The sequence below is a fragment of the Methylobacterium radiodurans genome, from assembly GCF_003173735.1.
GTDB classification, from domain to species: Bacteria; Pseudomonadota; Alphaproteobacteria; order Rhizobiales; family Beijerinckiaceae; genus Methylobacterium; species Methylobacterium radiodurans.
The window spans coordinates 4,020,454-4,040,000 of the sequence record NZ_CP029551.1 but is presented as its reverse complement, the minus strand read 5'-3'; the positions used below and the strand labels follow the sequence as shown (position 1 = coordinate 4,040,000).

The following is a 19,547-nucleotide window of genomic DNA, read 5'->3' as shown; positions in this document are numbered from 1 at the left end:
GTTCAGCCCGAAGCGCCAGAAGCTCGGCCTGCAGCTCCCCAGAATCGACGGCCATCTCCACGCACTGGTCCTGAACCTCGGCGAGTTGCAGGCGCAGATCGACGATCTCGTTCGCCAGTTCGAGCAGGGCTGCGCTCGGGTCGGGCACGGGCTTCTCCCTTGGGACCCGTCGCGCCGGAAGCGTCGCGATCGGGCTCCCAGAACTCGGGCCCGGGGCCCTAACAAGACCTTACCGGGATCCTGCGAATGCGGTGGACAATTCTATGGCGTGAGGTGGGACAAGGCCTCCGAAAGCCGCGGCGGCGGCTGCCCCGCCGCCTCGAAAGCCGCTAACGTTCGGATTCGAGCCTACGCGAACGCGAACGGCGCAGATCGCCATAGGCGGAGACCTCATGACGCGCACGACCGAGCGGAGGGGCGCCAGCGAGGCGGGCAGCGTGGAGGTGCGCCGGGCCGCGATCGTCGCCGCGGTGCGCCAGCGCGGCTTCGTCACCATCGAGGCGCTGGCAGGCCAGTTCGGCGTCACGGTGCAGACGATCCGGCGGGACCTGAACGAACTCAGCGCGGAGGGGCGCCTGGAGCGCTACCGGGGTGGGGGCGGCCTGCCGTCGAGCATCGAGAACATCGACTACGCCGACCGGCGCGTCACGCTGCTCTCGGAGAAGACGCGGATCGGGCGACTGGCGGCGAGCCGCATCCCGTCGCACTGCTCGGTCTTCATCAATATCGGCACGACGCCCGAGGCGGTGGCGCGGGAGCTGACGCGGCACGACGACCTCAGCATCATCACCAACAACCTCAACGTCGCGCGCGCGCTCGCGGAGACGACCGAGTTCCGGATCATGGTGGCGGGCGGCACCGTGCGCAACCGTGACGGGGCGGTGCTCGGCCAGCTCACCTGCGACACGCTCAGCCAGTTCCGGGTCGACGTCGCGGTGATCGGCATCAGCGGCATCGACGCGGACGGGGCGCTGCTCGACTACGATTACGAGGAGGTGCGGGCGACGCAGACCATCCTGGCACACGCGCGCAAGACCTATCTGGTGGCCGACCACACGAAGTTCGGGCGCCGCCCGATGGTTCAGGTCGGACGGCTCGAGCAGATCGATACCCTCTTCACGGACCGGGCGCCCCCGCCCGCCATCGTTGCGCTGATGGAGCGGCACGGGGTAGCCCTGGCGGTGGCGGACCAGGAGGGCGATCCGTAACGAAAACTCATAACTTCGCTTGCGAAAATAGACGGTGCGCGCAATATATCCCGAACCGGCGACTCGACCGGCAGGGAGGTGAACCTTGACGGCAGCCACGAGCCTGCGCGACCCGGCCGAGGCGCACGACCTGCTCGTCATCGGGGGCGGCATCAACGGCACCGGCATCGCCCGGGACGCGGCGGGGCGCGGGCTGAGGGTCCTGCTCTGCGAGCGCGGGGATCTCGCCGAATTCACGTCGTCGTCCAGCACGAAGCTGATCCACGGCGGCCTGCGCTACCTCGAATATTACGAGTTCCGGCTGGTGCGCGAGGCGCTCGCCGAGCGCGAGCGCCTGCTGCGGCTCGCACCCCACATCATCTGGCCGCTACGCTTCGTGCTGCCGCACGACGAGGGGCTCCGCCCGGCCTGGATGCTGCGGATCGGCCTGTTCCTGTACGACCATCTGGCGCGGCTGCGCACGCTACCCGGCTCGGAGTCAGTTCGTTTGCGAACATCGCCGGTCGGCGCGCCGCTGCAGGAGCGGCTGACGCGCGGCTTCGTCTACTCGGATTGCTGGGTCGAGGACAGCCGGCTCGTGGTGCTGAACGCCATGGATGCGCGGGCGCGCGGGGCCGAGATCCGCACGCGCACCGCTGTCGAGGCGGCCCGGCGCACGGACGGCCTGTGGAGCGCCAGCCTGCGGGACATGGCGAGCGGCCGGACCGAGAGCGTGCGGGCCAGGGCCGTGGTCAACGCGGCCGGTCCCTGGGTCAGCGAGACGCTGGGCGGGACGCTCGGCGTCAACAGCCGCGCGGCCGTGCGGCTGATCAAGGGCAGCCACATCGTGGTGCGCAAGCTCTACGAGGGGGACCAAGCCTACATCCTTCAGCAGCCCGACAAGCGCATCGTCTTCGCGATCCCCTACGAGCGCGACTTCACGCTGATCGGCACCACCGACGTGCCCTACGAGGACGACCCGGGGCCGGTGCGGATCTCCCCGGAGGAGACGCAGTACCTCTGCGACTGCATCAACCGCTCCTTCGCGAAGCGGATCGGGCCGGACGACGTCGTCTGGAGCTACTCGGGCGTGCGCCCGCTCTACGACGACGCGGCGGCCAACGCCTCGGCGGTCACCCGCGACTACGTGCTCGACCTCGACGATGCGGGCGGCGCCCTGCCGGCGCTCTCGGTCTTCGGCGGCAAGATCACGACCTATCGGCGACTTGCCGAACACGCGATCGAGAAGCTCGCGCCGTATTTCCCCGACTTGGCGCCGGCCTGGACGGGCGAGGCGCCGCTGCCCGGCGGCGCCATGCCGGGGGCCGACTTCGACGCGTACCTCGCCGCTCTGCGCCGGGACGCGCCGTTCCTGCCCGAGGAGACCGCGCGGCGCCTCGCCCGGGCTTACGGCACCGAGACCCGGGCGATCCTCGACGGCGCGCGCAACCTCGCCGATCTCGGCGAGAGCTTCGACGGGGGCCTGAGCGCGGCGGAGGTGGACTACCTCGTCGCCCGCGAATGGGCGCGCAGCGCCGACGACATCTTGTGGCGGCGCTCCAAGCTCGGCCTGCGCACCGGCCCGGAGAGCGCGGCCCGGCTCGCGGCCTACCTGACGCGCAAGGCGGAAGCCGCGTGAGGCGCGGATGTTCAGGTTTCGAAAGGTCTGAGACCTTTCGCGGGTGCAGGGCAGAGCCCTGCTGTTGATCTCCGCCCCCGGCGTTGCCGGGGGCGGAGATCAAATCCGGGGCTGCGCGCCCCGGAACCCCGCCCAAGGGCCTCAGGTCCTTGGGGATCCCAGGATCGATGAGCCGGCGGAGACCGGCCTGACACGAACCAGCCAGGAGGAGACCATGGGCCAGTATGTCGGCGCGATCGACCAGGGCACGACGAGCAGCCGCTTCATCGTGTTCGATCGCGAGGGGCGCATCATCGCGTGCCGGCAGCGCGAGCACGCGCAGATCTACCCCCGCCCCGGCCATGTCGAGCACGATCCGCTGGAGATCTGGACGAACACGCAGGCCGTGATGCGCGAGGCGCTGGAGAGCGCGAACCTCGGGCCGAAGGACCTGCTCTCGATCGGCATCACCAACCAGCGCGAGACCACGCTGATCTGGGACCGCCACACCGGCGAGCCACTGCACAACGCGCTTGTCTGGCAGGACACCCGCAACGACCGGCTGGTGGCCGAGTACCAGCGGGAGGGCGGGCGCGACCGGTTCCGGGCGCTGACCGGCCTGCCGCTGGCGAGTTACTTCTCCGGGCTGAAGCTGCGCTGGCTGCTCGACCACGTCGAGGGCGCGCGCGAGAGGGCGGAGGCCGGCGACGTCCTGTTCGGCACCATCGACACCTGGCTCGTCTGGAACCTGACCGGGGGGCCGGACGGCGGCCTGCACATCACCGACGTCACCAATGCGAGCCGGACCCAGCTGATGGGGCTGGAGAGCCTCGCCTGGGACGATTCGATGCTCGACGCCTTCCGGATCCCGCAGGCGATGCTGCCAGAGATCGTCTCCTCCGCCCAGGTCTACGGGGAGACGAAGGCGCCCTTCGCGGGTGTGCCGATCGCCGGCATCCTCGGCGACCAGCAGGCGGCGCTCTTCGGGCAGACCTGCTTCAATCCGGGCGAGGCCAAGAACACCTACGGCACCGGCTGCTTCGCGCTGATGAACACCGGCGAGACGCCCGTGCCCTCGACCTGCGGCCTCGTCACCACCGTCGCCTACAAGCTCGACGGCGCGCCGGCCGTCTACGCGCTCGAGGGCTCGATCGCGATCACGGGCGCTCTGGTGCAGTGGCTGCGCGACAATCTCGGGCTGATCCGGGACAGCGCCGAGGTCGAGCAGCTCGCCGGCACGGTGGAGGACAACGGCGGCGTCTACTTCGTGCCGGCCTTCTCCGGGCTCTACGCGCCGCACTGGTGCGAGTCGGCCCGCGGCCTGATCATCGGGCTCACCCGCTACGCCAACAAGGGCCACATCGCCCGTGCCTGCCTGGAGGCCACCGCCTTCCAGACCCGCGAGGTGCTGGAGGCGATGGAGACGGATTCCGGCATCCCCGTGCGCGAGTTGCGCTCGGACGGCGGCATGGTGGCGAACACGGCGCTGATGCAGTTCCAGGCCGACATCCTCGACGTCGCCGTGGTGCGCCCGCAGGTCACCGAGACCACAGCGCTGGGCGCCGCCTACGCGGCGGGCCTCGCCACCGGCTACTGGCGCGGCCAGGACGACCTCGTGCGCAACTGGGGCGTCGACCGGCGCTGGGAGCCGGCGATGGATCCCGCCCACCGCGACCGGATCTACGCCGCCTGGGGCCGGGCGGTGAAGCGCTCCTTCGACTGGGACCAGCCGGAGGACTGAGCGCCGCGCGGGCCGCGCGCTCCGAGAACGACCAAGAAAACGACGAACGACCAAGAAACGACAGCGGAGGATAGCCATGACGTCGCCGTTCCTGGGCGAGCTTCTCGGTACGATGGTGCTGATCATCCTTGGCAACGGCGTCGTGGCGGGCGCGCTGCTCCGGGGCTCCAAGGCGGAGGGCGCGGGCTGGATCGCGATCACCGCCGGCTGGGCCTTCGCGGTGCTGGCCGGCATCTTCGTGGCGACCGCGACCGGCAGCGCCGATGCCCACATCAATCCGGCGGTGACGCTCGCCGCCGCGATCACGGCGGGCGACTGGACGAAGCTGCCGGTCTACGTGCCGGCCCAGATGATCGGGGCCTTCCTGGGTGCCACGGTCGTCTGGCTGCACTACCTGCCGCACTGGGGCGCGACCGAGGACCAGGATCTCAAGCGCGCCTGCTTCTGCACCGCGCCGGCGATCCGGCAGGCGCCCGCCAACTGGCTCTCCGAGATCATCGGGACCTTCGTGCTGATCCTGATCATCAGCGCGCTGCTGTCGAAGGCGGTGGGCGCGGCCGGCAGCATCCCGACGGGGCTCGCACCCTATCTCGTCGGCATGGTGGTCTGGGGTATCGGCCTCTCGCTCGGCGGCACCACCGGCTACGCCATCAACCCGGCACGCGATCTCGGGCCGCGGCTCGCCCACGCGGTGCTGCCGATCGCCGGCAAGGGCGGGTCGGACTGGGGCTACGCCCTGATCCCCGTGGCCGGCCCGGCGGCCGGCGCGGTGGCGGCGGCGCTGGCGGTGCGGCTGCTCGGCATCTGAGGTGTCCCCTCAGCCCTCCTCGCCCTGACGGTCGCGATCGAGCTGCCGCAGCAGTTCTGCGAGCCGTGGGTCCAGGCCCTCGTCGAGCACGGGCTCGTAGAGGGCCTGAAGCTGCCGTCCGAGGCGCTCGCGCGCCAGCGCATCGAGCGAGGGGCCGTTGTCCTGGGCGTCGTGAGCGGGCGTCATAGGGGAGATATTGCCCGCCCGCGGCACGCGGCAAGCCGGGTCGGCCCGCCCTGCATCATCGTGCTTGAGCCCGCCCCCGGAGTGCATTAAACCACCGCTGCCCGGACAAAGAAAAAAGGCCACTCCCGAAGGAGCGGCCCGAAGTCTAGGGAGGAAACGCCCAAAAGAGGGCTGCACGGCCGCGACGCCATCGCGGTCGTGCCCAAGCTATATCGCACGCCATGGTGCGGCGCACCATCCTTCGATTGGGGGATGGGCCATGCGCCCGTTGCATGGAACAGTCCGCGCGCGCCTGTGGCGGACGCCGCCGCTGGCGTCGCCCACGCCTCGATCCGCCAAATCGCTCCGCCATGACGTACCAGCCCGGCCGCGGAGCACCCGATTTTTCCGGGACACCTCGGCTCCGCACGGGTGCGGGGCGGATCTTGTTAAGACAATCGCCTCACCATCGGGCGCGAGACCGTGCGTGGGAGCCCTCGATGGTGATGCTGTACATCTCAGCCGCCTGGGCCGGTGGCATCCTGACCTCGGCCTCCCTCTGGAACTCGCTCGGTCCGGGCCCCGCGCTCGCCGCGGCGCCGCTCGGCGCGAGCGCCCTCGCGGCCGGGGCCGCGTGCCTGGCGGCCCTGCGGCCGGGCATCCGGCAGGAGCGGGACTGCCCGAACGGCCCCGCGCGGGGCTGGCGACAGGCCCGCTGACGGAGGGGCCGAGACTGGTATTCGGGCGGCGTTGCGCGCACAAGACGGGCCCAGATCGGCGGGGACCCGCCGCCCATGGAGCGCTTGTCCGATGAACCCGGCCGACCTCGCCGCGCACGCCCATCAGGTCCTGGAGGACGCCGACCTGCCCGAGCTGCCGAACCGCTACCGCGGCAAGGTGCGCGACAATTACGACCTCCCGGACGGGCGGCGCATCCTCATCACCACGGACCGGATCAGCGCCTTCGACCGGGCGCTCGCCGCCATTCCGTTCAAGGGCGAGGTGCTGACCCGGACCGCGCGCTTCTGGTTCGAGCGCACGGCCGACATCTGCCCCAACCACGTCCTCGCCTATCCGGACCCGAACGTCGTCCTGGCGAAGCGCCTCGACATCCTCCCCGTGGAGGTGGTGGTGCGGGGCTATCTGGCGGGCACCACCTCGACCTCGATCCTCACCCGCTACCGGGCCGGCGAGCGGACGCTGTACGGCCACGCCTTTCCCGACGGCATGCACCCCAACGAGCGCCTGCCGCAGGCCATCATCACCCCCACCACCAAGGCCTTCGACGGCGGCCACGACGAGCCGCTGACCGAGGCCGAGATCCTGGGCAAGGGGCTCCTTACCGCGGAGCAGTGGCGCACGGTGTCGGAGGCCGCGCTCGCCCTGTTCGCCCGCGGGCAGGCGCTCGCGGCCGAGCGCGGCCTGATCCTGGCCGACACCAAGTACGAGTTCGGCACCGACGCGGACGGGCGCATCGTCCTGGCCGACGAGATCCACACCCCCGACAGCAGCCGCTACTGGTTCGCCGCGAGCTATCCGGAGCGGCTCGCCGCGGGCACGAGCCCGGAGAGCTTCGACAAGGACTTCGTGCGCAACTGGGTGGTGGCCCGCTGCGACCCCTACCGCGACCCGATCCCCGAGATCCCGGCCGCAATCGTGCTGGAGACGGCCGCCGTCTACATCAGCGCCTACGAGCGGATCACGGGCGAGCGCTTCGCGCTGCCCGACCCGTCCGAGGTCCCCCTGGAGCGGGTCCGCCGCAACCTCGCCGCGGCCGGGCTCCTCAGCCAGCGGAGCTGACGCCGGCCACGAACCTTCCAGACGGGCGCCGTCCGCCGACAGGGACGGCCTGCGGCGCGCCGGATCTTTGAAAGCACATTCCGCGGCGAGAGGCGTAGATTTCCATCGTGGCGCAGGCGCTTGCGGGCGCTGCGGATCCGACCGGCGGACAGGCACGATGGCCTCGAACGACACCGACTTCGACAGGACCTTTGCGGCGAGGGGCTCGCGCCCGCGCCCGCCGTGTACCGGCCCAGTTCCGACGACTGGCCCGGCACGGAAGGACGATGACGATGTTCGATCTCGACGCGACGCTTGATCTTCTCGATACCCCCGCGTCCCCGGCGGACGATGCCCTCGCCTGGGCGCCGCGCGAGAGCGGCCACGGCCGCGCCGCCCTGGCGGCCGCCCTCGACGACGGGCTCCTCTCCGAGGAGGTCGACGCGATCCTGGCCGGCCGCCGGGTGGTCGAGGCCTTTCCGGTCCGCTGGGGCGAGACGCCCCCGGCCTACGCGACCCGCGCTGTCGCCGAGATGATGGCCGCCTACCTGCAGTAGGACGGCCGGCGGCCGCTGCGCGGACGCCCCCATAGCGGAACGCTATGGCCCGGTGACGCAAGCTGTATTGGTGGCCTCGGCCGCACATCCCTAGATCGTTCGCGACGCGTGCCGGACGCGCGGGACGGCGGGGAGGACGCGATGCGGACGATCGACCACGGTCAGCACCAGGACATCCGCGACGCGGTGCGCGCGCTCTGCGCCGAGTTCCCGCCCGAGTACCACCGCCGGGTGGACGAGGCCCGCGGCTACCCGGAAGCCTTCGTCGATGCGCTGACCAGGGCCGGCTGGATGGCGGCCCTGATCCCGGAGGCCTACGGCGGCTCGGGCCTCGGCCTGACGGAAGCCTCCGTGATCATGGAGGAGATCAACCGCTCCGGCGGCAATTCCGGCGCCTGCCACGGGCAGATGTACAACATGAACACGCTGGTGCGGCACGGCTCCGAGGCGCAGCGCCGGCACTACCTGCCCAGGATCGCGGCAGGCGAACTGCGCCTGCAATCGATGGGCGTGACCGAGCCGACCGCCGGCACCGATACCACCAAGATCAAGACCACCGCCGTCCGCCGGGGCGACCGATGGGTGATCAACGGCCAGAAAGTCTGGATCTCGCGCATCCAGCACTCCGACCTGATGATCCTCCTGGCCCGCACCACGCCGCTCGATCAGGTCGCCAAGAAGTCGGAGGGGCTGTCGATCTTCCTCGTGGACCTGCACGAGGCGAGAGCGAAGGGCATGAGTGTCCGCCCGATTCTCAACATGGTCAACCACGAGACCAACGAGCTGTTCTTCGACGATCTCGAGATCCCGGCCGAGAACCTGATCGGCGAGGAAGGGCAAGGTTTCAAGTACATCCTCACCGGCCTCAACGCCGAGCGGGCGCTCATCGCGGCCGAGTGCATCGGCGACGGCTACTGGTTCATCGACAAGGTCACGGCGTATGCCAAGGAACGCACCGTGTTCGGCCGCCCGATCGGCCAGAACCAGGGCGTGCAGTTCCCGATCGCCGAGAGCTTCATCGAGGTCGAGGCGGCCAACCTCATGCGCTACGAGGCCTGCCGGCTCTACGACGCGGGCGAGCCCTGCGGGGCGCAGGCCAACATGGCGAAGTACCTCGCCGCCAAGGCGAGCTGGGAGGCGGCCAACGCCTGCATCCAGTTCCACGGCGGCTTCGGCTTCGCGGCCGAGTACGATGTCGAGCGCAAGTTCCGCGAGACGCGGCTCTACCAGGTCGCGCCGATCTCCACGAACCTGATCCTGTCGTACGTGGCCGAGCACATCCTCGGCCTGCCGCGCTCGTTCTGAGGGCGCTCCCTCTCCCCGCACGCGGGGAGAGGGGATCCGCCGGCATCCGGGCCGATCGAACGGCAAGCCGCATCACGCGTCCAGTAGCTCCACCGTCACCGGCACGTGGTCGGAGGGCTTCTCCAGGCCGCGCAGGTGCTTCTGGACCGAGGCCGAGACCAGCCGGTCGGCGGCCTGGGGCGAGAGCAGCAGGTGGTCGATGCGAATCCCAAAGTTCCGGAACCAGCTGCCGGCTTGGTAGTCCCAGAAGGTGTAGACCCCGTCGCGCGGGTCGCAGGCCCGGAGCGCGTCGGTGAGCCCTTCGGCGAGCAGCATCCGGAAGGCCGCACGCGATTCCGGCCGGAACAGCGCGTCCTCCCGCCACGCCTCGGGGTCGGCGGCGTCCTCGGGCTGCGGGATCACATTGTAGTCGCCGGCCAGCACCAGCGGCACCTCGGCGTCCATCAGCGCGCGGGCGTGCCGGCGCAGGCGCTCCAGGAAGGCGAGCTTGTAGGGGAATTTCTCGCTCGCCACGGGGTTGCCGTTCGGCAGGTAGATCGAGGCGACCCGCACGGGCGCGACGCCCTCGCCCGCGACCAGCCCCTCGATGTAGCGCGCCTGCACGTCGGCCTCGTCGCCCGGCAGCCCTCGCCGCACCTCGGTGAGCACGAGCGGCTGGCGCACCAGCAGCGCGACGCCGTTATAGGCCTTCTGCCCCAGCGTCTCGACGCGATAGCCCGCCGCCTCGATCTCGGCGCGGGGGACGGACTCGTCCTGGCACTTCAGCTCCTGCAGGCAGACCACGTCGGGCTCGGCCTCCGCCAGGAAGGCCGTGAGGTGCCCGACCCGCTGCTTGATCGAGTTGACGTTCCAGGTGCTGATCCGCATCACGCCGCGTCCTTGAGCCGGCGCCCGTCATCGGGCCTTCGCACCCGCCTGACAAGCGGCGGGCCGGGGAGAAGAGGCCACGATGAGCACCGACTGGTTCGAGCCGATCCGCGCCTATTGCGAGCGCACCGGCGCCGGCTTCTGGGACGAGCCGCTGAACGCCGCGACGAACGCCGCCTTCCTGGCGGCGGCGCTGGCCGCCGCCTGGCGCGCCGGGCGCGACCCGGCCGCCCTGGCGCTGGCCGTCCTCGTGGGCATCGTCGGGATCGGCTCCTTCCTGTTCCACACGCTCGCCGTGCACTGGTCGATGCTCGCCGACGTGATCCCGATCGCGGTCTTCATCCACGGCTACTTCTTCCTGGCCCTGCGGCGCTTTCTCGGCCTGGGGCCCCTCGCGGCGGGGGGCGCCACGCTCGGCTTCCTGGCCTTCTCGTTCGGCCTCGTCCCGGCGCTCGACGCGCTCACCGGCCGCGACGTCGAGGCGCTGACCAACGGCTCGATCGCCTACCTGCCGGCCCTCCTGGCGCTCGGCGGCGTCGCGGCGCCCCTCGTCGCCGGCCAGACCTGCCACCGGGCCGCAGCCCGCCGCGAGGCGGGGCTGGCGCTCCTCGGAATCGCCGCCCTGTTCGGCCTCTCGCTCGCGGCGCGCACCCTCGACCGGGCCGCCTGCTGGACGATCCCCTTCGGCACGCACTGGCTCTGGCACCTCTTCAACGCCGGCGTGCTCTACGGGCTGATCGCGACCGCCGCGCGCTACCGGCGGCGCGTGCCGGACTGACGGCACCCTGCTTGCTCGCAGGTCCTGTGCGGGTTTCTTGCGGGTGCGGACAAATCGTTGCATGAGTGCCGCGCCCGCCGGGGCGCGTCCGCGCTCCGCCGCTTGCCGGGCCCGGATAGGAACCATGACACACAGCCTCCGCCTCGGCGTCGCCGGCCTCGGCACCGTGGGTGCCTCCGTCGTCCGCATGATCGCGCGCCGCGCCGACGCGCTCTCCGCCGCGACGGGCCGGGAGATCCGCGTCACCGCCGTCTCCTCGCGCGACCGCACGCGCGACCGTGGGCTCGACCTCTCCGGCATCCAGTGGTTCGACGATCCGGTGGCGCTGGCCGGCTCGGGCGAGGTCGATTGCGTGGTCGAGCTGATCGGCGGCTCGGCAGGGCCCGCCAAGGCCACCGTCGAGGCGGCGCTCGCCTCGGGCAAGCACGTTGTCACCGCCAACAAGGCGCTGCTTGCCCATCACGGCGCGGCGCTCGCGAAAGCCGCCGAGGCGGCCGGCGTGGCGCTGGCCTTCGAGGCCTCGGTCGCGGGCGGCATCCCGGTGGTGAAGGCGATCCGCGAGGGCCTGCCCGGCAACGCGGTCAGCCGGGTCTACGGGATCCTCAACGGCACCTGCAACTACATCCTCTCCCGCATGGAGCGCGAGGGCCTGACCTTCGAGGCCTGCCTCAAGGACGCGCAGGCATTGGGCTACGCCGAGGCCGACCCGACCTTCGACGTCGAGGGCTTCGACACCGCCCACAAGCTCGCCATCCTCACGAGCCTCGCCTTCGGCACGGTCGTGGACGCCGAGGGCGTCTCGGTCGAGGGCATCTCGCGGGTGCAGCCGCTGGATCTCCGCATGGCGGACGAGCTCGGCTACCGGATCAAGCTCCTGGGTGTCGCCCAGGCGACCGCCGCCGGCATCGAGCAGCGCGTGCACCCGACCATGGTGCCCAAATCCTCCGCCATCGCCCAGGTGATGGGCGTGACGAACGCCGTCACGGTCGATGCCGACGCGGTGGGCGAGCTGACCCTGATCGGCCCCGGCGCGGGCGGCGAGGCCACCGCCTCCGCGGTCGTCGCCGACGTCACCGACGTGGCCGCCGGCCTCGTGCGCCCGGCCTTCGGCCGCCCGAGCGCCACCTTGCGCCCGTCCGAGCGGGTCGAGATGCAGCGCCACGAGGGCGGCTACTACATCCGGCTCACCGTGCACGACCGCCCGGGCGTCGCCGCGGGCGTGGCCACCCGCATGGCCGAGCGCGAGATCTCGATCGAGAGCATCCTGCAGCGCCGCAGCGAGAACGCGGCGGTCAACGACCCGCGCGGCCGCTCCGGCCAGCCGGTGCCGCTGGTTCTGATCACCTACGCGGCGACGGAAGGAAACATCCGCGCGGCCCTCGACGCCATCGCGGCGGACGGGCTGCTCGCCGAGTCGCCGCAGCTGATCCGGATCGAGCGCGAGTAGAACGTTAATCTGGGGTTGTAGGGGAAACCGTCGCGTTCCGCCGGGTTGGGCCAAGACCGATCCGGCGCGCCCGTGCTATGCCGTCCCGCACAGGAAACGTCTGCGCGGCACGGATCGCGCAGGGCGACGGCATCGGAAACATCCGGGCCGGGACGTGAGGGCAGGAACCATGTCTGAGGCGCCGCACGAGGGCCCGCGCAACGTCGCGATGCGCATCCTCGGCCTGGAACTCGCCCGCGTGACCGAGCGGGCCGCGATCGCCGCGGCGCGCCTGCGCGGCCAGGGCAACGAGAAGGCCGCCGACCAAGCCGCCGTCGACGCGATGCGCGAGGAGCTGAACACCCTGCCGGTGGACGGCCGCGTGGTGATCGGCGAGGGCGAGCGCGACGAGGCGCCGATGCTCTACATCGGCGAGAAGCTCGGCCGTGGCGGACTGGAGGTCGACATCGCGGTCGACCCGCTGGAGGGCACGACCCTCTGCGCCAAGGACATGCCGGGCGCCATCGCGGTGATGGCCATCGCCGAGCGCGGCGCGCTGCTGGCCGCCCCCGACGTCTACATGCAGAAGATCGCGGTCGGCCCTGGCTACCCGGCGGGCGTGGTCGATCTCGATGCGAGCCCGACCGACAACATCCTGGCGCTGGCCCGCGCCAAGGGCGTACGGCCGCACCAGATCACCGCGCTGGTGCTCGACCGGCCGCGCCATGCCGGCCTCGTCGCCGAGATCCGCGACACGGGCGCGGGCGTGCGCCTGATCTCGGACGGCGACATCGCCGGCATCATCTTCACCACGAGCCCGGAGGAGACCGGGATCGATATCTATCTGGGCACCGGAGCCGCGCCGGAGGGCGTGATCGCCGCGGCCGCGCTCCGCTGCACCGGCGGCCAGATGCAGGGCCGGCTGATTCTCGACTCGGCGGAGAAGCGTCGCCGCGCGGAGGGCATGGGCATCACCGAGCCGAACCGCAAATACGATCTGATGGACCTGGCCCGCGGCGATGTGATCGTGGCGGCGACCGGCGTCACCGACGGCTCGCTGCTGCGCGGGGTGCGCTTCCGCCCGAACGTGGTCGAGACCGAGACGGTGGTCTACCGCTCCGCAACCGGCACGATCCGCCGCATCCGCGGCGAGCGGCGGCGGCTGGATGACGGGGCGTAGGGACGCGGGATCCGGCCCGCTTCCGGGGGATCGCTTCGGGCGCCGCTGGATCCCCTCTCCGCGCCCCGCGGGGAGAGGGGATCCGCCCTTCCGAACCGCCTGGGCGGCAACCGGACTCAGAGATCGACCGTCAGCGTCGCGCAGGTGCGCCGGCCCCCGGCATCCCGCGTGCCGGTGAGGCGGAGCAGGGCGCGCGTCCCCGTCCGATCCGCCGACGCGGGTAGGTGGAGCCGGCACTGGACAACAGCCTCCCGCTTGCCCGCCGCCGCGCGCCACCGCACCGCCTGCCGCCGCGCCGGCCGGGTCCAGCTCTCATCATCGCCCGGCTGCACGCTGACCCGCGCGCGGGCGGGCGCCAGAACCTCCACACCCTCGATCAACACGTCGCCGGCTGAGCTGTTGGAGATCGCGAGGGCGAAGGCGTAGCCCTGCCGCCCCTGCCACGCGCCGACGAGTCGGCGCGCGGCGACCGGAGCTTCCTCGACGGACGGCGCGATCATGCCGCCCCGCGCCCGCCCGATGCGGAGCCCCGCGTAGAACAACGCGCCGGCCCCGAGCCCTAGGCCGGCCGCGGCGGCGAGGAGAAGCGTCGTCTGCATCTCTGACCGGTCAGGCCGCGGCGATCAGGGCCTCGATCCGGGCGATCTCCGCCCGGGTCTCGGCGATCACCGCCGCATCGGCGGGCTCCCGCACGTCGTTCGTGTCGTGCAGGGCGAAGTAGTCGGCGTGCCGCCGCATCGCCTCGGAGGTCGCCCGGTCGGCGGCGCGGCCCTGGAGCTTGCGCTGGACGAAGGCGCTCCGGCTCTTCGTAGAGTAGTGGTTGACCCGCAGATTGGTCCAGTCCGGCACCCGCGTGATCCCGCGCGCCGCGTAGGCCACGTCCCAGTCCGCCGCGTCCCCCGAGGCGGCCCGGTAGAGCCCGTAATCCATGTCGATCGCGTGCACGTTCACGCGGAAGCCGCGGAACCGCTCCGGCCGGAAGACCGACTTGATGTGGTTGTTGAGCGGGTTCCGCTCCTCGGCGCGCCGGTCGTACTGCTCCAAGACGAGGCGGGCCGGATCGTGCTCCTCCTGCCCCGCGCTGCCGTAATTCGCCCAGTTCAGCGCCAGCGCGCTCACCGCGTCGTCGGCGAACAGCTCCGCCAGGGTCGCGGGGATCGGGCGGCCGTTCGTCGCCACCAGGAACTCGTCGCAGTCGAGCGCCGCCAGCAGGTCGCAGGCCGCCCGCACCTCCGGCCGCGCCAGCGTCTCGGCGTAGAAGTCCGTCTGGAAATAGCTGCGGCCGAGATAATCGTAGCGGGTGACGAGGCCGGCCCGATCGAGCCGGCAGAGCAGGTCGGAGGTGGCGTCGGTGCCGCCATTGTCCGCGATGAAGAAGCGCTCGATCCCGCGCGTGCGGTGATAGGCGAGCCATTCCAGCAGGAACGGCGCCTCGTCGCGGGCGGGCGCGATCAGCCCGATCCGCGGCGGCCGGGACGGCGCCACGTGGCGCGGCGTCCCCAAGCGGGCGCCGGTCTCGGCGCTCTGCAGCGCGATCCTCGTGCCGACCGGGAAGGCGTGGTCCAGCCGGAAGCCGGTCCGGGCGATACCGCAGGCGCCACGCGCCCGCACGTCCTCTCGGACCGCGCTGGCGACGAAGCGGAAGACCAGCACGTCGTCGGCCAGCAGTTCGAGGATCGCCGGGCGCTCGCTGCCGTCCGGGCGGCGCATGCAGGCCCAGCCCGCGATCGCGCCCGGATCGATCGTCTCGATGGCCCCCAGCAGGGCGTCGACCTCCGCCAACCGACCCCCTCCGGTCACGCGTCCGCCGGAGGCGCCGGGCGGGCGCTCAGCTCAGCACGACGACCTTCGCACCGACCGCGACCCGGCCGTAGAGGTCGATCGCGTCCTGGTTGATCATCCGGATGCAGCCCGAGGAGACCGACTGGCCGATCGAGTAGGGCTCCAGGGTGCCGTGGATGCGGTAGAGCGTGTCCTTGTTGTTCTGCCAGAGATACATGGCGCGCGCGCCCAGCGGGTTGCGCGGGCCGCCCGCGACGCCGAGGCCGCTCTGCAGCTTGTCGATCTGCGCGGCGAGGTCGGGCCGGCGCGCGATCATCTCCTTGGGCGGGTACCAGTCCGGCCAGGCCTGCTTGGAGTTGACCGTGGCGATGCCCGACCACGAGAAGCCCTGCTTGCCGACACCCACGCCGTAGCGGCGGGCGCGCCCGCCCGACTGCACCAGCGTGAGGTGGCGCGCGCGCGGATCGACCACGATCGTGCCCGGCTCGTGGGGCCCGCCATAGGCGATCTCCTGGCGCAGGAAGACCGGGTTCATCTTCTTGTAGTTGAAGGCCGCGATCGGGAAGGGATCGTCGGTGATCGCCGCGTAGGCGCGGGCGTAATCGATCGGCCCGTCATCGACCGGGCGCTCGACCACGCTGCGCTGCGCGGGCGGCTGACCGGGCTGCCGGGCCGGCCCCGGTCCGGGCTCCGCCACGGGCCCGCGGCCGGGCGGGGGCGCCTCGTCGCCGAGCACCGGGCGACCGAACTCGACCCGGCCCGTATAGGGCTCGTAGCGGCCGTTGCGGCGGCGGTAGAAGGCGCCGTTCTGGTCCTGATAGAGCAGGTCGTCGTCGTAGCCGCCGCTGCCCGCGGGCACGAGGCCGACGCGCTGGGCGAGGGCGGGCAGCGGGCTGCCGAGGCCGAGGGCGGCCGCCGATCCGGTGAGCAGGAAGCGGCGCGAGAGGCCGGTCTTGAGATCCGACATGGTGCGAGCGTAGGACGTCCCTGGATGGTGCCCGGCCCGACATGCGCGGGCCGCGGCGCGACCCTGCGCCGGCTGCCCCCGGAACGGCCAAGGTCGATCGGCCAAGCTCTAGCAAAGTCAAGACCGGGCTGGAACCTGTAGAGCCGCGCGGGTCAGCCCTGCGCGGCGCGCCGTCGATTTCGCGCAACAGGTGTTTCACGGCCGCGTGAGCTGCGCAGTTCCGCGCCATCCCCAGTGCCGCCGGGCTCCGTGCTGCCCGCGTCTGAGGCAGCACGCCCGGAGGCCCGTGGGCAGAGGGGAGCGGGTCGGCCGCCGGACAGGGCAGAAGGCGGCCCGGGACCGGGCGGCCAGCGGGTTGGCACGCTTGCTGCAATGCACCCCGCAGCCGCGTCCGAGCGGCGCCCCGGGGCAACGGCGCCCCGACAAGCGGACGGTGTGAGTCCGGCCCCCACCGGCATCGTGCGATCGCCCCGCGGCGACGCACCACGAACCCGACGAGCATCCGCAGATGGCCAGCTTCAAGACCGTGATGAAGTCGGGGCATCCCCCGACCCTCTTCGCCGCATTCCTGTACTTCGATTTCTGCTTCGCGGTCTGGGTGCTGAACGGCGCGATGGGCCCGTTCATCACCGAGACCTACGGGCTCACCCCGGCCCAGACCGGCTTCATGATCTCTCTGCCGATCCTGGCGGGCGCGATCATGCGCTTTCCCCTAGGCGTGCTAGCCCAGTATATCGGCCGCAAGAACGCCGCGCTCACCGAGATGGGCGTCATCGTGCTCGCGATGATCTACGGCTTCTTCTTCTTGGCGACCTACAACGACGTGCTGGCGATGGGCGTGCTGCTCGGCATCGCGGGCGCCTCGTTCGGCGTGGCGCTGTCGCTGGGCTCGGGCTGGTTCCCGCCGGAGCACAAGGGGCTCGCCATGGGCATCGCGGGCGCCGGCAATTCCGGCACGGTGCTGGCCGTGCTGTTCGCACCCCCGCTCGCCCAGGCCTATGGCTGGCAGGCGGTCTACGGCTTCGCGGGCGCCGTGATGCTGATCCCGATCGCCGTGATGATCGTTCTGGCCAAGGAGCCGCCGGACAACCACGAGCAGACCTTCCGCGAGCACGTCTCCTGCCTGTTCACGAAGGACGGCTGGGCCTTCTCGCTGATCTACATCATCACCTTCGGCGGCTTCATCGGCCTGTCGAACTTCCTGCCGACCTTCTTCTACGAGAGCTTCGGCGTCACGAAGGTCGAGGCCGGACGCCTCACCATGCTGGCGGCGCTGATGGGCTCCGGTATCCGCATCCTCGGCGGCTACTTCGCCGACCGGATGGGCGGCATCCTGGTCCTGACCGTGGTGCTGATGGCCGCGATCGGCTCGTTCCTGGCGCTCACCGCCGCGCCCTCGCTCGCTGTGACCACGATCCTGTTCATGCTCTGCTTCGCCGCGCTCGGGGCCGGCAACGGCGCCCTGTTCCAGCTCGTGCCCCTGCGCTGGCCGAACAACACCGCGGTCGCTGGCTCGATGATCGGCGAGGTGGGCGCGCTCGGTGGCGCGATCCTGCCGAACGTGATGGGCCTCTCGAAGCAGTACACGGGCGGCTTCGCGCCGGGCTTCGTCGGCTACGCGGTCTTCACCCTGGTGGTGCTCGGCTGCCTGTTCCTCTGGCAGCGCAAGTGGGTCGGCACCTGGGTCGGCCCGCGCGGCAAGGTGCTGGAGGCCGGCGCGACCGGGAGCCCGGCCGCCGCGCTGAAGCCCGCGACCGCCTGACCGCCAGGACGGCACACCTGCCGACGGGGGCCTTAAGGGCCTCCGTTTCCGTTGTCGGAGCGCTTGATCGGCCCGCCCGCCCGCGCCAGACCGGGCTCAGGAAACGCCGAGACGAGCCCGCCGATGACCGACCAGCCGACCGACGAACTCCTGTTCTCGCAGGACGAGGCCGGCATCGCCCGGATCGTGCTGAACCGGCCCCAGGCCCGCAACGCCCTGACCTTCGCGATGTACGAGGGTCTCGTCACCCTGTGCGAGCGGGTCGCCGCCGACCCGGCCGCGAAGGTGCTGGTCATCACGGGCGCCGGGGACAGGGCCTTCGCGGCCGGCACCGACATCGCCCAGTTCCGCGACGTCCGCACCGCCGACGACGCGCTCGCCTACGAGCGCTTCATGGACCGGGTGCTCGGCACCCTGGAGCGGGTGCGGGTGCCGACGGTCGCGGCGATCGCGGGCGCCTGCACGGGCGGGGGCGCGGCGATCGCGGCGGCCTGCGACTTGCGCATCGCCACCGCCGACGCGCGCCTGGGCTTCCCGATCGCCCGGACGCTCGGCAACTGCCTGTCGGTGGCCAACCTGAAGCGCCTGGCGGCCCTCGTCGGGCCGGCGCGGGTGAAGGACATGATCTTCACCGCCCGGCTCCTCGGCGCCGAGGAGGCCCTCGGCATCGGCCTCGTCGGCGAGGTGGTGACGGACGCGCCTGCCCTGCGGGCGCGCACGGACGCCCTCGCGACGCTGCTGGCCGGCCATGCTCCGCTCACGCTCCGGGCCACCAAGGAGGGCCTGCGCCGGCTGGCGGAGGGCGGCGGGGCAGCGGGTTCGGACGACGACCTGATCCTCTCCTGCTATCTCAGCGCCGACTTCCGCGAGGGGATGGAGGCGTTCCTGGCCAAGCGCCCACCGGTCTGGACCGGACGCTGAGTCTGGGAAACGCGCTCAGCAGGCAGCTGCCGCCTCGCCGACGCGCGCGGCGAGCACGGCCTTTCGGCCGCGGATATGGGCGCGCATCAGCGCCGAGAGGCCGGCGCCATCGCGGGCGCGCAGCAGGGCGATCATGCGGGCATGCTCCTCGACCGCCCGGGCCCATTCCTCCTCCGTCTGGTGGACGGAGTAGCGCGTTCGCTGGATGCGGCCCGACAGGCCGAGATAGATCGAGGTGAGGACGGCGTTCCGGGCGGCGGCCATGATCGCCTCGTGCACGCGCCGGTTGAGCGGGTAGTAGCGTCCCGCATCGCGGGCCTGCCACGCCTCCACCATCTGGCGGTGGTCGTCCTCGATCGCGGCGATCTCCGCCTCGCTGATCGCCGCGCAGGCGAGGTCGGCCGCGGTCGCCTCGAGGCCCGCGATCACCTCCAGCATCTCCTCGATCTCCTCGGGCGAGATGCTGGCCACCCGGGCGCCCCGGTTCGGGAGCAGCTCCAGCAGCCCCTCGGTCGCCAGGATCTTGATCGCCTCGCGCAAGGGGGTGCGCGAGATGCCGAAGCGCTCGGTCAGCTCGCTCTCGTTGATGCGCGCCAGCGGCTCCATCTCGCCGGACTGGATCAGCGCCCGCATCCGCTCGGCGACCTCGTCGTGGAGGTAGCGGCGGTGGATTCCGATGCCGGGGTCGATCCTGTTCATCGGCC

Annotated in this window: 20 protein-coding genes (1 of these 20 running past the window's edge); 13 read left to right on the top strand and 7 right to left on the bottom strand. The window is 71.7% G+C overall.

The features are described from left to right. A protein-coding gene (locus DK427_RS18975) for a hypothetical protein (RefSeq protein WP_109952622.1) crosses the window boundary here: on the bottom strand, positions 1-148 show its 5' portion. It extends 77 nt beyond the left edge of the window; only the first 148 of its 225 coding nucleotides appear in the window; the start codon lies at positions 146-148; its stop codon lies beyond the left edge, outside the window. A 244-nt stretch (positions 149-392) separates the two neighbouring features. Between DK427_RS18975 and DK427_RS18970 the strand changes: the two genes are divergently transcribed. The 4 genes from DK427_RS18970 (at position 393) to DK427_RS18955 (ending at position 5,354) form a co-directional block, all read left to right on the top strand. Next, positions 393-1,208 carry a DeoR/GlpR family DNA-binding transcription regulator gene (locus DK427_RS18970; RefSeq protein WP_109952621.1) on the top strand — a complete coding sequence of 272 codons (816 nt, stop codon included), beginning with the start codon at positions 393-395 and terminating at the stop codon, positions 1,206-1,208. 85 nt (positions 1,209-1,293) lie between these two features. Further along, the gene (gene glpD / locus DK427_RS18965) at positions 1,294-2,826 is read left to right on the top strand and encodes a glycerol-3-phosphate dehydrogenase (protein WP_245930632.1); all 1,533 of its coding nucleotides are present in this window, start codon (positions 1,294-1,296) and stop codon (positions 2,824-2,826) included. A 214-nt stretch (positions 2,827-3,040) separates the two neighbouring features. Further along, positions 3,041-4,546 carry a glycerol kinase GlpK gene (glpK, locus tag DK427_RS18960; protein WP_109952620.1) on the top strand — a complete coding sequence of 502 codons (1,506 nt, stop codon included), beginning with the start codon at positions 3,041-3,043 and terminating at the stop codon, positions 4,544-4,546. A gap of 76 nt (positions 4,547-4,622) precedes the next feature. Further along, positions 4,623-5,354, top strand: coding sequence for an MIP/aquaporin family protein (locus DK427_RS18955; RefSeq protein WP_109952619.1), 732 nt, complete (start codon positions 4,623-4,625; stop codon positions 5,352-5,354). Between the two features lie 9 nt (positions 5,355-5,363). Here the strand turns inward: DK427_RS18955 and DK427_RS26450 are convergent, their stop codons facing one another. Beyond that, on the bottom strand, positions 5,364-5,540 hold the full coding sequence (locus DK427_RS26450) for a hypothetical protein (protein WP_162559627.1): 177 nt from the start codon (positions 5,538-5,540) through the stop codon (positions 5,364-5,366). 485 nt (positions 5,541-6,025) lie between these two features. On the opposite strand from DK427_RS26450, the gene DK427_RS18950 reads away from it, so the two are divergent. The 4 genes from DK427_RS18950 (at position 6,026) to DK427_RS18935 (ending at position 9,160) form a co-directional block, all read left to right on the top strand. Then, positions 6,026-6,238 (top strand): hypothetical protein, encoded by a 213-nt coding sequence (locus DK427_RS18950; RefSeq protein ID WP_162559833.1) that lies wholly within the window; start codon positions 6,026-6,028, stop codon positions 6,236-6,238. A 91-nt stretch (positions 6,239-6,329) separates the two neighbouring features. After that, a complete protein-coding gene (locus DK427_RS18945) occupies positions 6,330-7,319 on the top strand; it encodes a phosphoribosylaminoimidazolesuccinocarboxamide synthase (protein WP_109952617.1) in 990 nt (329 codons plus the stop codon). A 266-nt stretch (positions 7,320-7,585) separates the two neighbouring features. Next, positions 7,586-7,855, top strand: a complete 270-nt coding sequence (locus DK427_RS18940; protein WP_245930631.1) for a hypothetical protein — start codon at positions 7,586-7,588, stop codon at positions 7,853-7,855. A gap of 141 nt (positions 7,856-7,996) precedes the next feature. Further along, the gene (locus tag DK427_RS18935; protein ID WP_109954265.1) at positions 7,997-9,160 is read left to right on the top strand and encodes an acyl-CoA dehydrogenase family protein; all 1,164 of its coding nucleotides are present in this window, start codon (positions 7,997-7,999) and stop codon (positions 9,158-9,160) included. A gap of 72 nt (positions 9,161-9,232) precedes the next feature. On the opposite strand, the gene xth is transcribed toward DK427_RS18935, so the two are convergent. Further along, positions 9,233-10,027, bottom strand: a complete 795-nt coding sequence (xth, locus tag DK427_RS18930; RefSeq protein WP_109952616.1) for an exodeoxyribonuclease III — start codon at positions 10,025-10,027, stop codon at positions 9,233-9,235. A gap of 82 nt (positions 10,028-10,109) precedes the next feature. Here xth and DK427_RS18925 point away from each other — a divergent pair, with 82 nt between their 5' ends. The 3 genes from DK427_RS18925 (at position 10,110) to glpX (ending at position 13,411) form a co-directional block, all read left to right on the top strand. Next, positions 10,110-10,805, top strand: coding sequence for a ceramidase domain-containing protein (locus DK427_RS18925; RefSeq protein WP_109952615.1), 696 nt, complete (start codon positions 10,110-10,112; stop codon positions 10,803-10,805). Positions 10,806-10,929: 124 nt separating this feature from the next. Further along, entirely contained in the window at positions 10,930-12,252 is a 1,323-nt protein-coding gene (locus DK427_RS18920; RefSeq protein ID WP_109952614.1) for a homoserine dehydrogenase, read from the top strand. Positions 12,253-12,421: 169 nt separating this feature from the next. Next, complete coding sequence (glpX, locus tag DK427_RS18915; protein WP_109952613.1) at positions 12,422-13,411, top strand: class II fructose-bisphosphatase; 990 nt, start codon at positions 12,422-12,424, stop codon at positions 13,409-13,411. 116 nt (positions 13,412-13,527) lie between these two features. Here the strand turns inward: glpX and DK427_RS18910 are convergent, their stop codons facing one another. From DK427_RS18910 to DK427_RS18900, 3 genes are read right to left on the bottom strand one after another with little or no spacing between them, the layout of a single operon-like run. After that, on the bottom strand, positions 13,528-14,010 hold the full coding sequence (locus DK427_RS18910; protein WP_109952612.1) for a hypothetical protein: 483 nt from the start codon (positions 14,008-14,010) through the stop codon (positions 13,528-13,530). Between the two features lie 10 nt (positions 14,011-14,020). Then, the gene (locus tag DK427_RS18905; RefSeq protein ID WP_109952611.1) at positions 14,021-15,193 is read right to left on the bottom strand and encodes a glycosyltransferase family 2 protein; all 1,173 of its coding nucleotides are present in this window, start codon (positions 15,191-15,193) and stop codon (positions 14,021-14,023) included. A gap of 46 nt (positions 15,194-15,239) precedes the next feature. Further along, positions 15,240-16,160, bottom strand: a complete 921-nt coding sequence (locus DK427_RS18900) for a L,D-transpeptidase (protein WP_109952610.1) — start codon at positions 16,158-16,160, stop codon at positions 15,240-15,242. Positions 16,161-16,668: 508 nt separating this feature from the next. Here DK427_RS18900 and DK427_RS18895 point away from each other — a divergent pair. Both DK427_RS18895 and DK427_RS18890 read left to right on the top strand, forming a co-directional pair. Further along, the gene (locus tag DK427_RS18895) at positions 16,669-17,922 is read left to right on the top strand and encodes an MFS transporter (RefSeq protein WP_109952609.1); all 1,254 of its coding nucleotides are present in this window, start codon (positions 16,669-16,671) and stop codon (positions 17,920-17,922) included. A 123-nt stretch (positions 17,923-18,045) separates the two neighbouring features. Continuing rightward, positions 18,046-18,843, top strand: a complete 798-nt coding sequence (locus tag DK427_RS18890; RefSeq protein WP_109952608.1) for an enoyl-CoA hydratase/isomerase family protein — start codon at positions 18,046-18,048, stop codon at positions 18,841-18,843. A 15-nt stretch (positions 18,844-18,858) separates the two neighbouring features. Here DK427_RS18890 and DK427_RS18885 read toward each other — a convergent pair whose 3' ends face one another. Beyond that, positions 18,859-19,542: a GntR family transcriptional regulator gene (locus DK427_RS18885; RefSeq protein WP_109952607.1), complete on the bottom strand. Its 684-nt coding sequence runs from the start codon at positions 19,540-19,542 to the stop codon at positions 18,859-18,861. Positions 19,543-19,547: the final 5 nt, after the last annotated feature.

Bases quoted from the DNA above. Each gene is read 5' to 3' on its own strand.
- DK427_RS18970 (WP_109952621.1), top strand. From the start codon at position 393: ATGACGCGCACGACCGAGCGGAGGGGCGCCAGCGAGGCGGGCAGCGTG.
- glpK (WP_109952620.1), top strand. From the start codon at position 3,041: ATGGGCCAGTATGTCGGCGCGATCGACCAGGGCACGACGAGCAGCCGC.
- DK427_RS18955 (WP_109952619.1), top strand. From the start codon at position 4,623: ATGACGTCGCCGTTCCTGGGCGAGCTTCTCGGTACGATGGTGCTGATC.
- DK427_RS26450 (WP_162559627.1), bottom strand. From the start codon at position 5,540: ATGACGCCCGCTCACGACGCCCAGGACAACGGCCCCTCGCTCGATGCG.
- DK427_RS18950 (WP_162559833.1), top strand. From the start codon at position 6,026: ATGCTGTACATCTCAGCCGCCTGGGCCGGTGGCATCCTGACCTCGGCC.
- DK427_RS18945 (WP_109952617.1), top strand. From the start codon at position 6,330: ATGAACCCGGCCGACCTCGCCGCGCACGCCCATCAGGTCCTGGAGGAC.
- DK427_RS18940 (WP_245930631.1), top strand. From the start codon at position 7,586: ATGACGATGTTCGATCTCGACGCGACGCTTGATCTTCTCGATACCCCC.
- DK427_RS18935 (WP_109954265.1), top strand. From the start codon at position 7,997: ATGCGGACGATCGACCACGGTCAGCACCAGGACATCCGCGACGCGGTG.
- xth (WP_109952616.1), bottom strand. From the start codon at position 10,027: ATGCGGATCAGCACCTGGAACGTCAACTCGATCAAGCAGCGGGTCGGG.
- DK427_RS18925 (WP_109952615.1), top strand. From the start codon at position 10,110: ATGAGCACCGACTGGTTCGAGCCGATCCGCGCCTATTGCGAGCGCACC.
- DK427_RS18920 (WP_109952614.1), top strand. From the start codon at position 10,930: ATGACACACAGCCTCCGCCTCGGCGTCGCCGGCCTCGGCACCGTGGGT.
- glpX (WP_109952613.1), top strand. From the start codon at position 12,422: ATGTCTGAGGCGCCGCACGAGGGCCCGCGCAACGTCGCGATGCGCATC.
- DK427_RS18910 (WP_109952612.1), bottom strand. From the start codon at position 14,010: ATGCAGACGACGCTTCTCCTCGCCGCCGCGGCCGGCCTAGGGCTCGGG.
- DK427_RS18900 (WP_109952610.1), bottom strand. From the start codon at position 16,160: ATGTCGGATCTCAAGACCGGCCTCTCGCGCCGCTTCCTGCTCACCGGA.
- DK427_RS18895 (WP_109952609.1), top strand. From the start codon at position 16,669: ATGGCCAGCTTCAAGACCGTGATGAAGTCGGGGCATCCCCCGACCCTC.
- DK427_RS18890 (WP_109952608.1), top strand. From the start codon at position 18,046: ATGACCGACCAGCCGACCGACGAACTCCTGTTCTCGCAGGACGAGGCC.
- DK427_RS18885 (WP_109952607.1), bottom strand. From the start codon at position 19,542: ATGAACAGGATCGACCCCGGCATCGGAATCCACCGCCGCTACCTCCAC.